The sequence below is a fragment of the Enterococcus durans genome (genome assembly GCF_002277935.1).
Taxonomy (GTDB): domain Bacteria; phylum Bacillota; class Bacilli; order Lactobacillales; family Enterococcaceae; genus Enterococcus_B; species Enterococcus_B durans.
Genome location: NZ_CP022930.1, coordinates 1443237 through 1457711, shown reverse-complemented (window position 1 = coordinate 1457711; position 14475 = coordinate 1443237). Strand labels below are relative to the sequence as shown.

The 14475-nt window shown below is 37.7% G+C and carries 12 protein-coding genes; 2 read left to right on the top strand and 10 right to left on the bottom strand.

Translation table 11 applies throughout. From position 1 onward, the window contains the following. Positions 1 to 48: 48 nt before the first annotated feature. The 9 genes from CJZ72_RS06960 to CJZ72_RS06920 all read right to left on the bottom strand — a co-directional run bounded on the left by CJZ72_RS06960 (position 49) and on the right by CJZ72_RS06920 (position 9652). Entirely contained in the window at positions 49 to 1611 is a 1563-nt protein-coding gene (locus tag CJZ72_RS06960) for a glycoside hydrolase family 43 protein (RefSeq protein WP_143348106.1), read from the bottom strand. Further along, entirely contained in the window at positions 1604 to 2023 is a 420-nt protein-coding gene (locus CJZ72_RS06955; RefSeq protein WP_081134602.1) for a DUF4064 domain-containing protein, read from the bottom strand. The genes CJZ72_RS06960 and CJZ72_RS06955 overlap by 8 nt, the downstream gene beginning before the upstream one ends. A gap of 1 nt (position 2024) precedes the next feature. Further along, positions 2025 to 2933 carry a pectinesterase family protein gene (locus CJZ72_RS06950; RefSeq protein WP_081134604.1) on the bottom strand — a complete coding sequence of 303 codons (909 nt, stop codon included), beginning with the start codon at positions 2931 to 2933 and terminating at the stop codon, positions 2025 to 2027. Position 2934: 1 nt separating this feature from the next. Further along, complete coding sequence (locus CJZ72_RS06945; RefSeq protein WP_081134606.1) at positions 2935 to 3813, bottom strand: alpha/beta hydrolase family protein; 879 nt, start codon at positions 3811 to 3813, stop codon at positions 2935 to 2937. Beyond that, complete coding sequence (locus tag CJZ72_RS06940; RefSeq protein ID WP_081134608.1) at positions 3800 to 5137, bottom strand: glycoside hydrolase family 28 protein; 1338 nt, start codon at positions 5135 to 5137, stop codon at positions 3800 to 3802. Before CJZ72_RS06940 ends, CJZ72_RS06945 begins: the two co-directional genes overlap by 14 nt. Then, the gene (locus CJZ72_RS06935; protein WP_081134610.1) at positions 5137 to 6240 is read right to left on the bottom strand and encodes a glycoside hydrolase family 88/105 protein; all 1104 of its coding nucleotides are present in this window, start codon (positions 6238 to 6240) and stop codon (positions 5137 to 5139) included. The genes CJZ72_RS06940 and CJZ72_RS06935 overlap by 1 nt, the downstream gene beginning before the upstream one ends. Positions 6241 to 6489: 249 nt before the next feature. Then, positions 6490 to 7998, bottom strand: coding sequence for an extracellular solute-binding protein (locus CJZ72_RS06930; protein WP_081134612.1), 1509 nt, complete (start codon positions 7996 to 7998; stop codon positions 6490 to 6492). Further along, the gene (locus CJZ72_RS06925; RefSeq protein ID WP_095443716.1) at positions 7964 to 8656 is read right to left on the bottom strand and encodes a YesL family protein; all 693 of its coding nucleotides are present in this window, start codon (positions 8654 to 8656) and stop codon (positions 7964 to 7966) included. The genes CJZ72_RS06930 and CJZ72_RS06925 overlap by 35 nt, the downstream gene beginning before the upstream one ends. Positions 8657 to 8677: 21 nt before the next feature. Further along, on the bottom strand, positions 8678 to 9652 hold the full coding sequence (locus tag CJZ72_RS06920; protein ID WP_081134616.1) for an ABC transporter permease: 975 nt from the start codon (positions 9650 to 9652) through the stop codon (positions 8678 to 8680). Between the two features lie 286 nt (positions 9653 to 9938). Here CJZ72_RS06920 and CJZ72_RS06915 point away from each other — a divergent pair, with 286 nt between their 5' ends. Then, positions 9939 to 10811, top strand: a complete 873-nt coding sequence (locus CJZ72_RS06915; RefSeq protein ID WP_016177309.1) for a carbohydrate ABC transporter permease — start codon at positions 9939 to 9941, stop codon at positions 10809 to 10811. 173 nt (positions 10812 to 10984) lie between these two features. Here the strand turns inward: CJZ72_RS06915 and CJZ72_RS06910 are convergent, their stop codons facing one another. Continuing rightward, positions 10985 to 13183: a helix-turn-helix domain-containing protein gene (locus CJZ72_RS06910; protein WP_081134618.1), complete on the bottom strand. Its 2199-nt coding sequence runs from the start codon at positions 13181 to 13183 to the stop codon at positions 10985 to 10987. Between the two features lie 227 nt (positions 13184 to 13410). On the opposite strand from CJZ72_RS06910, the gene CJZ72_RS06905 reads away from it, so the two are divergent. After that, complete coding sequence (locus CJZ72_RS06905; protein WP_005876088.1) at positions 13411 to 14427, top strand: LacI family DNA-binding transcriptional regulator; 1017 nt, start codon at positions 13411 to 13413, stop codon at positions 14425 to 14427. Positions 14428 to 14475 lie beyond the last annotated feature (48 nt).

The following is a 14475-nucleotide window of genomic DNA, read 5'->3' as shown; positions in this document are numbered from 1 at the left end:
AGTTAAAAATAAATTTTAGCTAGACCTTATTTTTTTCTTCTTATTCTTTTAATCTCTACCTTTGTATTCAAAGAAAGAAAAATCTGCGTAGCTGCCTTTCTTTTTATTGAGATCATGGACCCCAACTCCAACAAAGTTCCCTGTAAAGCCTCCAGATAAAGTGGTCACGTCTTTTGCAGATCCTACCACTTCCCACCGTTCACTCTTTTTTTCCTTCACTTGGAAAAAAGCCTGAGTATCCTTCACATCAACTTTTAAATAGACTTGCTCTCCATGTAAAGGAATTGCCCAAGTATCTAAATACACTTCTCCTTTCACTGATTGGATCATACGCAAGCATTTCCCTACCGTTTCATCCCAAGTAACATAGCAGTAGTAATAATTTTCTTCATTAAGATACAATGTTAATCCAGCCATCTGGTTAAAGTGTGTTGGTTCATACTCAAATGAGGTAGTCACTTCAAAAGAAAAATCTGTTTGACGTATAGCAAGCAAATGATGATCAAATGTAGATTGGATCGATTCTCCAGCATGGATTCTCAAGTAGCCCTGACGACTATTTACATCACACCATGTACGTTCTGGTAGAATACGACGGGTATTCCATATCGGACTGATACCTCGTTCAAAAGTATCCAAAAAATGATGATTTACCTGTTGTTCGACTTTATCTACTGTCTGAACTGTCGTATTTTTTTGTGGCGAATTTCCCTCACTCTTTAGACTCAACCAGTGATCCTCTGTCCAATATACCTCCTGAATAGCTGTTTCCCGCCCTAAAATCGCTGCATCTTTTAGAGGTCTTGTACAGAGATAGGCCATATACCACTGTCCATTCTCCGTTTGGACTAAACTACCATGACCTGTGCACTGTAGAGAAGAATCCGGTTTATCACTTGCTGTTAATATTGGTGAGTTGGGGGCTAGTTCATAAGGACCGGTTATTGCTTTACTCCGGCAGACAGTAACCGAATGCCCTCTTCCCGTTCCACCTTCCGCCGTTAATAAGTAATAATAGCCATTTACAAAATACAAATGTGGTGCTTCTGTTTTTGCAAGAACAGTACCAGAAAATATTGGGTAGATTTCGCCTATTAGCGCCTCTTCTTTAGGATCATATTCTTGCAAAACAATTCCTGCTGATTTATTAGGAGTTTCTATCCGATAATCCCACTGTTCATTTAAGAGCCATTTTTTCCCTGTGTGTATGTCATGAAACAAGGAAGGATCAAAACCACTGCTATTTAAATAAATTGGATCAGTCCATGGCCCATTGATATCTTTTGCTGTCATCAAATAATTATGCGCATCTTTAAAAGGGCGAGCAACACTTTTTACATCTGTAAAAACAAAGTAGAATTGTCCATCAGCATAACTAAGTTGCGGAGCCCAGATGCTGCCGTTCGTTGGATTCCCCTTTAAACCTACTTGGTGGTGCAAGATATCTGTTACATAATGCCAATTGACTAAATCTGTAGATCCATAAACTCTTGCACCTGGCAACCACTCAAATGAAGAGACAACAATGTAATACATATCATTGACCCTCAAAATATTAGGATCTGGATTAAATCCTCTTAAAATAGGATTTTCAACTTTTACTTCATACATTCCCCACTTGTCCTTTCTTGATCTTGATTCGATAGACTGTTAAAACAGCAGCCATAAAATAGAAGAAGGTAAATGGAAAAGCAATAAATTGCGTACCCAGTAATAATATCAATCCTGCAACAAGGTATAAACTAGCAGCGATGATCAAATATTTTTCTTTTATTGAAAAGAATACAGCGACTACAAGAAAAATCAATGAAATAAACAAGGTGATGGCGAACAGCCCCGTCATATCTTGTAATAAGTGAAATGTATTGTCTAGCGTTCCTGTTTTTTCCAGTTTCAATGCCTGATAACTTGTTTCAAAATCTTTTACGGACATTTTTTTCAGTGTTACTGCTAAACCGCCAAAAAAGACTAGCGCCAGTATTCCGCCAATTATACCTACTATTGCTTCCCACTTTCTTTTCATCTTATTCCCTCCTTTCAAAGTGTATCCAAGATGGTCTTATTACCGTTCCTGGATACCAATTGTTCCGTTCAAAAAAGTAAGCACTCTTTTCATTCTCTTTATTTTGCCAATTGTCCCAACCTGCTGGATGGATATGGTTCGCCATCTTACAACTTTCAAAAACGACCTTAGCAAAGGGGCGCCATGGACGGCCTAGATAAACCGGCGCTGTATTTTCATCTGCCGTTACTACGCAATTTTTAAAGTGATAGCCGTTTTCTTGATCTTGAGGAGTGGAGGCGGCTGTAATATACCCAACATTGTTACTCTGACGGCTATGGATCGTACAATGAATAAAGTCAGCTTGTGCTCCACCGAAAATGAAATCGATCGTCCCTTCGATCCAACAATCTTCGTATAATTGTCTACAAAAACGATGCACGTCATCTGCCGGTGTAACGAAAGGAGTACCATCTTTTTGAAGCAGAGGTAATGGACCAGTGCAAAGTGTATCCTGGTAGCCACTCAAACGACAATTTTTAACCACTGTTTGATGACCCATATTGAATAACGCCACTGCTTGTCCCACCTTTTCGCCAGGACCAGCCGTGTTTGAAATGGTTAAGTTCTCTAAAGTGATGCTATTTCCTTCTATTAAAACAGTACTTGTTCGAAAAGTTCCCCGTTCAGAGTCATCAGATAATTTCTGCTTAGCGTAATGATTTCCTCGTATCTCAACATTTCCATGACCACTCATAGTAAAATTAGCTAAGCGACACGCAACGTTTTCCAGATACACTCCTTCTTCGATATACAAAACTTTCTTAGTTTCGTTTGGCTGTTTCGCCATATAGGCGACTCCTTCTTGAATCGTTGAAAAAGCCGCGGGATTTTTCTCACTTTTCTTGCTGACCCATTTTTCAATTTTCATACTACAACCGCTCCTTTAGAAAATCTTTCCATATTTTTCTCATTTCCTGGGTTTCCATGTGACCACCAGTAACTGATTGGGAAACGAATTTTTCAGGATAACCAAGTCGTTCGTATTTTTCATTCAATCCTTGTCGTAATTTTACAACACCTTCATCTAAGCACATCGTATCGTTTTTCCCCACTAGACTCAGCCTATGTCTTGGTGCAATCCGCTCTTGTATTTCTAAAGTTGAATATTCTGTTAGTAAATTAGGTACGTAATAATAAAAGCCATGATGATCAAGTCGACGATGTTCGAGTAACGTTTCAATATCCACTTGTGCCGCTAGATCAATGCACACCTTCACTCTGTCATCTAACGCACTCGTCCACCAGCTCATTAAACCTCCCATAGACATCCCGATGGTCGCTAATCTATTTATATCAACATCCTCTCTTGTCGCTAAATAGTTGATCAAACTGATGACATCAAAGATCCTCATGCCCCATAATGTTTTACCAGTTAACAAAAAACGCTTATATAATTCACTTTCTGAAATTCCTCCACGTTCTTCAAATCCCCAAGCATCAATTGCCCAAACGGCGTACCCCATGTCTGTTAATTCCTTTGCAAAAGAAGGGGATGCAAGGTATTTTTCACCATACAGCAACTCGCTTTTACCTTTAGTAAAATCACCGCCGTGTGAATGAAGGTAGATCACCGTTGGAAACGGCCCCGATTTATCTGGAAATGCAAAAATCGCAGGTACCGTTTCCAATTCATTCAATTCTAGTTGATAACATTCAACTACATACCCATCTTGCTTCCGACGAGTCAATTTTTTTCCTTGCGGTTTTTTTCGGAAAGAAGATGTACCTAATAACTCAATTAGTTTCATAAGAAAACTGCTTTTTCACGATCAATTCTTCCGGATCGTCTGATTGTGTAGAATGCAATCCAGAAATTTCTATTTGTTCCGTATTTTCTAACACAAAAGCCGGTCCATCGTGATTTTCTATAGAAATCTGGTTGAATGTCACTTGTTTTGCAAACCCTAGGTAAAATCCTTGTTTACTCATCTCACTTAACCCGGTCATCATTGCTGGCACTCCCGAAATCGCCTCTTCTGCCATTGAAATAGCAATGCGGTCAAAGGTGATTTCTTGAATAAACTGCTCTGCCAATCCATAAATAAATCCTGCTGATGCATGAACATTTCTTGCTGTAATATCGGAAAAATGGATTCTGCGAAACTTCGGCGTACGTTCATCAATTGGATAAAGTGTTTTTTCCCAAACATATGGTTCCTTACCGCGAGGCCCACAGAAGTAATACAGATTCAAGATGAACGGACACATCACTTGGTCCATGACAATATTATTGATACGCACATCTTCCACGATACCACCACGACCACGTCTCGATTTCAGTCGGATTCCTCGGTCTGTTTCTTGAAATACGCAATTCGAGATGACTACGTTTCGAATATCTCCACTCATTTCACTCCCTAATACCACTGCACCATGACCATGGACCATCGTACAATTGACAATCGTGATATTTTCACACGCAACTTTTTCACTAGTGTCTTCCGTGCCAGATTTGATAGCGATGCAATCATCTCCCACATCGATATGGCAATTACTGATTCGGATGTTCTTACAAGATTCTGGATCAATTCCATCTGTATTTGGAGAATCAGCTGGATTCAAAATAGTCAGATTGTCAAAGGTAAGATTCTCACATAAAATTGGATTGATTGTCCAACTAGGGGAATTGATTAGTTGGATATCTTTAACAGTAATACGTTGACAATGGTGGAAACTAATCAACTTAGGACGAGGATATGCCAAATTCTGTCGATCATTTCTAAAAGTATCCCACCACTTCTTTCCATTACCATCTAATTTTCCAAATCCGGTTACCGAAATATTCGTTTGTCCTTCAGCATAAATACAAGAAGCATAAACTTTTTGATGCACCCCTTCCCACCGAGAGGAAACAACTGGGTAATCATTCGGATCGTCTGAAAATTTCAGTACAGCTCCAGCTGACAAGTGCAATTCGACGTTACTTTTCAAAAATAATGCCCCAGTTAAAAATTCGCCTGTCGGTATGAACACACAACCGCCACCATTTTTATTTGCTTGATCAATTGCCTGTTGAATGGCTTCGGTATTCATTTTTTCTGTAGATGCCTCAAATTCTAGAATGTCATACATTACAATTCCTCCACTTCAATCAATGCTTGTAGAAAAGCACCGACACCTTTCTGATCATTACAAATAATTGGTTCACTGATGTAGTAAGCATAAGAACCATCTCTTTGATCAGCACCTCCAAGACCAGCGACTTGGCAATTCTTATTTAGGTTAAGCCACCCTTCTTTTGTTTCTAATACAAACTCATCAAGTAACCCTTGATGTGATTTCTTGATTTGGTCGTACCATTCTTCTTTCTTTAAAATGCCTAGACGGACTGCTTTCGCCATTGCATAGACGAACATGCTACTTCCTGATGCCTCCAAATAATTTCCTTTACGCTGGGTTTCAGTCGTTACTTGATACCACGTTCCACTATTCGTTTCTTGGTAAGGTAATAATGCTTGCAGCGTTGTAACTAAGATCTCTTTCAGTAATGAACAATCGATTTCTTCATGTAAAAGTTCATACGTATCAGCAGCTGCCATCAAGTACCAACCAATTGATCGACTCCAAAAATGGTGTGACAAACCTGTCTCTGGGTCCGCCCAAGGTTGGACTTTTTTCTCATCCCATGCATGGATCAACAACTTCGTCTTAGCATCGAATAAATGTTTATAGCTGATTTCAAATTGTTGTAATACATCTTGATACTCTTTCTCTTCCGCAAACTGATGGATGAATTCTGCATAAAAAGGTGCCCCCATGTACAATCCATCTAACCAGATTTGGTACGGATAGATTTCTTTGTGCCAAAACGCACCTTCCGATGTCCGTGGATGATTGTCCAACTGTTGCATCAATAATTCCGCAGCTTTTTTATACTTCACTTCACCAGTTTCTTGATAAAGTAGAAAGAACAATTTTCCTGTGTTCACATGATCAATATTGAATTCTTTCACGCTATAGCCACGAATAGATCCATCCTCTTGAACAAAATAATCGATATTCGTTTTGATGAAATCAAAATATTCCTGTTCCTTCGTTTTCTTCCATAATAATTGAAATCCTTTTAAGACAACACCATAGTCATACGACCATTTCCCTTTGTACCATTTTTCTTCATATAAAAGAGGTGTTCGTTCCATGATACTTTGCGCTAATTTTTGTGACAATTTTTCCACTATTTTTCTCCTTTATCGTTCAATTAAAAAAACTAGAGGCTAGAAAAGAAGGATTTGGCTCCGTTAAATAAGAAGATATTCAGAAAGATCACTATGCAAATTCTTCTGAACTTCGGCTTATTTTCCAAGGAGCTGTTTCTATTTCTGCCATTTATTCGTATTTAGAGCGTGAGGCAAAAGTGTTACTTACTTTTGCCTCACGCTCATTCAACACAATTAAGAATTTTTCATATTCTTTCTATCCTAGTCTTACTTTTGCGCTGCTTTGTATGCGGCTTCATATTCTTTCGTGATTTGATCTCCACCTTGTGCTTTCCAATCAGCTACGGCTTTTTTGAACCCAGCTTCATCGGTTTGACCCATGATATATTGCACAGTGGCATCGACTACGATTTTTTGGATTTCTGAACCAACTTCATTATTTTTTTCTGAATCTAAAGGTACTGTTGGATCAAGAACAGCAAATTTTGTATTTTCTTCAACTAACTGATTCGATAACTCTTTTTCAGGATCAGCATCTTTGAATGAGAATGTGATTTCACTTGGTCTTGAACTTGATAACGGTTGCACATCTTGTTGCCATAGATCCATGTCGATAAAATTGATCGCGCCATCATCTTGAAGTTCATAATGCGTTCCTTCGATCCCACCAGTCATCAACTTGTACACGTCTTCTTCCAATAGATCATCTACGAATTTCAATAATTTTTTCAGCTGTGCTTCATCTTTTACAGAAGATTTAGGGAATGCCAACAATCCACCTACACCGTTTCCTTCGGACCATACATGATAGTCGCCGTCTTTACCATCAGAGATTTTATTTACTGGTACTAATTCCATTCCTTCTTGAATGCCTTGACCCATTTTCTTCAAGTTTTTGATGTCGATCATTCCAGTGTAAATCCCTGTTTTACCTTGTGCAAATTGCTCTTGTTGGTCAGTCTTTTGCGTTACCGCAAAATCTTGAGCAAGATAGCCGTTTTTATATAGGTCTCTTGAATAGTTCATTGCTTTCATATATTCTTCTGTATCAAATTCTGGTGTGAATTTCCCTTTATCATCGACTGCCCAGCCATTTGGCGCTCCAAAATAAGAAGTAAATAATTTGAAGCTAGTATAACGGATATCACTTGGTGCACGATCCCCAAACCCTACAGTATCAGCAACACCGTTACCATCTGGGTCGTTTTCTGTAAATTGTTTTGCTACTTCATATAATTCTTCTGTCGTTGTCGGAACGTCTAATCCCAAATTATCTAACCAGTCTTTACGGATAACTAAACCCGCACGTGCATAATCTTTTTGTAAAGGCACACCATACAAAGCTCCATCGATGCTGGCAGCATTTATTCTGTCTTCAGATATTTTACTTAAATTTTTATAATCAGAAATATAATCAGAAACATCCCAGAAAACGCCTGATTTTAGTGCGTTACGTACAGAGGAATTCTTCAGCATAGCGATTTGCAATGTAACAATATCGCCCAGTTCATTTGAAGCTAAAGCTGTAGTTAGGCGTTCCTCTTTCGAAGCATCAGGTATCCAGTTGAACGTAATTTCTGTATCTGTTTTTTCTTCGATCAGATCAACGATTTTATCAGTTGGTGGAGAAGCTGTGTGCAGTACATTCAACCAAGTGACTTTCGTTTTCCCATCTTCTGTTTCTGATGCACTTTTTGTTGAGTTACTACCACATGCTGCTAATGCGAGTATCCCGGCGAAACTAAGACCTAATTTTACGAGCGTTGCTTTTTTCATAAATTTTCTCCTTCACTATTGTTAGTATTTTTTTGTCATTTTCTGTTTTTTCTATATATGAGTTCTTCAATTCCAGACGACAAAAGATTTGGTTGGCTGTCCAAGTAATCGCGAAAAAGAAGAAGCTACCACCAATAAAAGTTAAAACACCCGGTATTGCTTGTATCAAGAGCAAATAAACACTTCCTACAACTACCATTAGAACAAGTGAATAGTGCAAGTGGGAAAAGCCGAACAAAAATGCCATTTTCATTTTGAAAAAGTACCCTTTCCATTCATAATGAGCCATGATTGGATAGATGTAGATTGCCGAAAGCAAGTAAAAAAATACAATGACAAATAGTGCAATCCGCAAATACCAATTCTGTACAAATAGCAGATCAACAAACAGTATCCCGCCGATGATGCTATAGATCCAGCTCATTATCAATGCTTCGCGATAACCTTCTTTAAAATAGTTGAAATAGGTTCGTGTTACTGGAAATGATTCTTTAGAGCGTAATAATTGACGAATTACTGCGACCATTGCATAAGTTGCTGGTCCCAAGGTAAAAATCCCCAGGCCTGCAATGACCAAACCGCCCCATAAAAAATTCAAATACACTAACTGCAATAAACGGTTCAAACGACCATTTATCTTATCCAATGATTGCAGCATGTCTTTCACTCCTTCCTGTGTTTAATACACACCATCTTCTCCTAGTTTCTTGGCAATCTTGTTCGCAATCACTACCATGAACAGGCCAACTACACCTTTGAATAGGCCCATCGACGTACTAAAACTCAACTGTCCATTTTTTAATCCTGCGGTATAGATATACGTGTCAAAAATTTCTGCTACGCTACGATTTAATGAATTTAACAATAGATACATATGTTCAAATCCTAAGTCCAGTGTCTGTCCGATTTTTAAAATCAATAAGGTGATGATCACCGGTCTGATGGCTGGCAACGTGACATGCCATGTCTTTCGTAAACGTCCAGCTCCATCCATTTCAGCTGCTTCATATAATTGTGTATCGACTGCTGTGATGGCAGATAAATAAATGATTGTCGACCATCCTAACTCTTTCCAGATTACTTGACCGATATAAACAGTTCTTGTCCAATCCGGCGAAGTCAAAAAGCTGATTTTACCCAAACCTACATTGGCAAAAAGTTCATTCAATACCCCGCCGTCCACATTTAAGAAAACATACGTGATCGATACGATGATTACCCAAGACATAAAATGAGGAATGTAGATGATTGTTTGAATCCCATTTTTCAAGCGTTTGTTTGTCACTTCATTTAATAGAAGAGATAGAACAATCGGCATCGGGAAAAAAACAAAAATATTCAGTCCGAATAAAATCAACGTGTTTCTTAATAAAGTAAAAAATGTCGGTTCTGTAAATAAACGAATAAAATGTTTGAACCCTACCCATGGACTACCTAAAATACCAAGGTATGGTTGGTAGTCTTGAAACGCAATGACTAGCCCCCCCATCGGCAAATACTTAAAGATCACAAAGTACAGTATTCCAGGTAAAATCATCAAATACAAAAGTTTATTTGTTTTGATTCCTGCAATCGTCTTTCTTCGCTTTCGTATTTTTTCTTCTTGTTTAGATAGTGCCAATTGAAACGTTTCTGGTTTTTTTACACTTTCCATAAGCCCCTCCTTGTTTTGTGATTTTTAGCTTATGGTATTATCATAAAGAATCCATTTAATTACGTATATAATCATTTCCACTGTATGTAAAACGCTTTCAAAGAGGCGTTTTACGCTACAACTAATGAATCTTTTCACAATTAATGATACTTTGCATTTTTTCTTATTTGTTCTTTTTCTCCCCTTTTCAGACTACCAAAAAAATGATTATGTACGTAATTTTATCCAAATGATAAATTAAGCGTATACAAATATTTTATTTATTAAAGGAGGACATTCTACGATTATGAAAAAGAAAGTCTCAATTGGAGAAAGAAGTTTTAACATTTTTAATAATACCTTTTTAATCTTACTTGCTTTAATCTGTATCGTGCCATTCTTAAACATCATTGCTACCTCATTTGCTTCCACCCAAGAGGTCGTTGAGAAAAAATTCATCTTATTTCCCACGACCTTCTCATTGGATGCCTATCGGTACATTTTGTCTACACCAACTATTTTTAAAGCGTTAGGCGTGTCAATTGGTGTCACAGGTGTTGGAACTATCGTGAGTATGTGTGTTACCTCATTGATGGCTTATGGTTTATCAAGAAGATATTTATTTGGTAGAGGATTCGTCAATTTTATGGTTGTATTCTCAATGTTGTTTAGCGGCGGGATGATTCCTACATTCTTAGTTGTCCGATCACTTGGGCTAGTCAATTCTTACTGGGCCATGATCCTACCAGTGACTGTCAATGCGATGAACATGATCATTATGAGAAACTTCTTCCAAGCACTACCTGATAGTTTAGAAGAATCAGCCAAAATGGATGGTTGTACTGATTTTGGTGTATTCTTCAAAATCATGTTGCCTTTAGCTTTACCATCTATCGCAACGATTTCTTTATTCTACGCAGTTACTTACTGGAATACGTACATGACAGCAATCTTGTATATCAATGATTCTGCGAAATGGCCGATCCAAATCTTACTTCGTCAGATCGTTATCGTTTCAAGCGGGATGCAAGCGGAAAGCAGCGCTGTTGACATTGTCCCGCCGGCTCAGACAATCAAAATGGCCGTTATTGTTATTGCGACTGTCCCAATGCTGATTGCCTATCCATTTGTTCAAAAATATTTTGTAAAAGGTGCCTTGGTCGGTTCTGTCAAAGGTTGATTTTACAAAAATAAAGCTACGTATGGACGAGGCTCTTCATTCAAGCCACTAAAAAGCCGTATCACTCGAAGTTCTTATTTTCGAGATGATACGGCTTTTTTGAGCAAGAGCGTGGGACAAAAGTAAAAAACACTTCTGTCCCAGCCTCCCATCCATATTCTTACAAGGAATCATCAGCTGCTCTTCTTACGATATTCTCCAGGGGTGATCTGCTCTTTCTTTTTAAAGAAACGAATAAAATTCTGTGGATTGCGATACCGTAACCGCTCTGCGATTTCTTTTACCGAAAAATTCGTTTCCCGCAACCACTGTTTCGCGACTTCTAATCGATGATTTTGAACAAAATCGCCGAAATTTTCGCCAGTTTCTTTTTTAAATACACTACTTAAATAATTTGGATTGTAGTGCAAGCGATCTGCGATAACATCCAAAGACAAGTCTTGATCATACTCATTATAGATGATATGGATGATATTTTCTGAGAGCGTCTTGAACTCTTGCTCAGTGATTTCTTGAGATCCTCGTGTGATCGGTATAACTAATTGATTTAGTACTACTTTTTCTAATTCTTTGGGGTGATAAGTATTTAGGACTTTTATATAGAGTTGTTTTAAATCTTCAAAATCCGTTGTATCCACACCTAATAATTGTCCTAATTGAACTAACTCATTGATCAAGCGGATGACTACTACTTCTCTACTTAACGGATTTTTATTCTGACTAAACATTTCTACTATCAGCGCATGCAAAGGTTCTTCGATTTCCTGCTCACCTGACCGAATGGCTTCAAATAAGCGGTTTTGTTTTTCTACCGGATAGCGGATCAATGTTTTTTCATGATCAGCAGACACGATTTCCTGATAAAAAATAATTGAATTTGGTCCTGTGTTTACCCGATAATAAAGTGCTTCTTTTGCACGGTCAACGGATTGTTTACTTTCATTCAACGTTTCAAATTGTTCACTGACACCGATGCTTACCGTCAAATTCAAGTACTCTTTAATCGCCTTTTGGATCTGGCGACAATAAGCCATCACTTCTTTTCTTGCTTCAGTGTGTCCCTTTTTCATTCGATAGATCGTTGCTTGCATTTCTTCGTTCAATACTATTGGGATCATTCGATTTTCTTTTGGAACGATTTCCGCAATCATATTATTGATCGCTAAAAGCAATAGATCACGTTCACCGCCATGGCTATCTTCTAATAGATCGATTTGAACAAGTGCCGTGTAATAACATTCATCCTCTGCACTGTAACCAAATTGCTGGAGTCGCTGCGCCAACTCCCGTTTTTCTACTCGATTTCGGAATAAACTAAGAACGAACAACGTTTCAAGTTGTGGTTTTTGTGTCACTAGATTTGCGCTTAATGACTCATTCTCACCAATGATTTGACTGACTGAATGGGCTACATCATCTAATTCTTTTTGGTTGAACCCTTGAGATTTGAGATTCAAACGCTCTTGGATTTGAGAAATCGGTCGAGAAAATCGCTCTGAAAAAGAATAAGACAAGAAGCAAACCAAACCAACTAAGGTCATAGAAACGGTAAGCAAACCGATTCTTAGATTTCTGATCATTGTTCCGACAGTACTTTGGTCGACTTCTAAACTATAGATCCAATTGTTATAGTCTGATTTCAGTAAAACATAGTTTCTTCCGTCTTGATGCAGTACCTTTGTCTTATTGTATTCAAGTAAATCGTCTAGTTTTTGATACGTTAAATCATTTTGGGAAGAATGCTCTTCATTAAATAGTATCCCTTGATCATTTTCGATCTTGAGGACATCATCACCACTTTGCTCAATGGTTTTATTGAGTGTATAATTGTCGATCGACGCAATTCCCAGTGCATATTTATCTTGGACAAACATTGGTAATGCAATGATCATTTCGATTCCCTTAGGCTGTTTTTTCCAGAATAAATTATTATTGTTATTTATGTATTTATTTCGATAATTGCTGATTTCTTCCTCTGAAAGCTGACTTAACGAACCATTGATTACTCCCCATTTTCCTTTTAAACTGATCAGATCATAGGTATTATCATCCATCACAATCGTTTCAATAAAATTCAATTCTTTTCGTACTTCAGAATATACAGGGTATTCCTTATAGGAAAGAGGCTTTGTAAAAATATCCGAAAAATTTTTTGTCGAGCCATAAGTCGAGAAAGAATACTCAATGGTACGGATTTTCCATTCAATATTCGTTTTGATCTGTCTGAGTAAGCTTTCTTTATCAGATAAATAATTTGTCTCGATCGATTCATAAGTCGTTTTATAAATAAATAGACTAAACCCTAACACTAAAAACGTACCTAGTAAAAATATCGGTAAAAAAATCTTATAAAATAATGTACTTTTCTTCATTTTCTCCCTCTTTTCCTAAGAAATAAAAGGCTTACATTTTATGTAAAATTGATACTCATCTAATCAGATGAGTATGTTCCTCTATTAGAATAGCATATCTCAAATGGAATATCCAAATAAATTTTTAACGTGTGCAACATACTATTACCAAGGCTCTATTGACTTATTACCCTTAACATAATATGATGAATGCGTTAACAAAAGTCGATAATGAAAGTAATGATTCCATGGTAACTATCAAAGATATTGCAAAAACAGCGGGAGTTTCCCACACGACTGTCTCTCGCGCATTAAATGACAGCCGTTTGATAAAAGAAGAAACAAAAGAAAAAATCCGAGCGATTGCGGCAGAGCTGAACTATGTACCAAACTTCAGTGCAAAAGGTCTCGTCAATCAAAAAAAATATTTGATTGGCTTATTCTTCTCCAGCCTTCAAAAAGGAACAAGCTCAAGCTTTTTAGCAGAGGCGATTTCTGGTGTCCGCCAAGCTTTAGATAAAAATTATAGTTTATCGGTCGAAAGTATTGATACGTTGGTTCTTTCTGAAATCAATCTGCAACGCTATGATGGAGTGATCATTCTGAGTCAAAGTGACGAAGATCAACCGTTGATCGATTATCTGAAAAATAAAAATTTCCCTTTTATCGTGATCAACCGACATGTAAAAGATCCAGAAATTCTCAATGTAGTCGCTGACGACTCTGCAGGCGTTTCTCAAGCAGTCGACTACGCGATCCGCTTAGGACATAAAAGAATTGCGTACATTGGCGGCTCAGAAAATTTCCATTCAACGAATGAACGAAAAAAAGGGGTGTTGCATAGTTTAAAAAAAGCGAACCTCCCAATTGACGAATCTTTGTTTTTAAACGGGGACTACAGCTTAGAGAGCGGCTGGCAAAATATGAACCGGTTACTTGCACTTCCTGAACGACCAACCTTGGTTTTTTGTGGGAATGATGATACTGCTATCGGTGCACTGCGAGCAATCAATGTCGCGAATCTGCAAGTACCCAAATCGATTTCTTTGATCGGATTTGACGATTCGCCAGTTGTGTCGTATCTCACTCCTCCCCTTACAAGTGTCCACAAACCTGTAAAAGAAATGTGTGAACAAGGGACGAAGATACTCCAAAATCGAATAAACAATCAAATAATAGAGGATAAAAAAATCCAATTAGCAACTACACTAATGATACGAGAATCAGTCAAAGTATACGACGAAAACTTGGCAAACGGAAAATAATACACCCGAGATAAAAAGTAGAATCTTCTACTTTTTTACATAAAAATG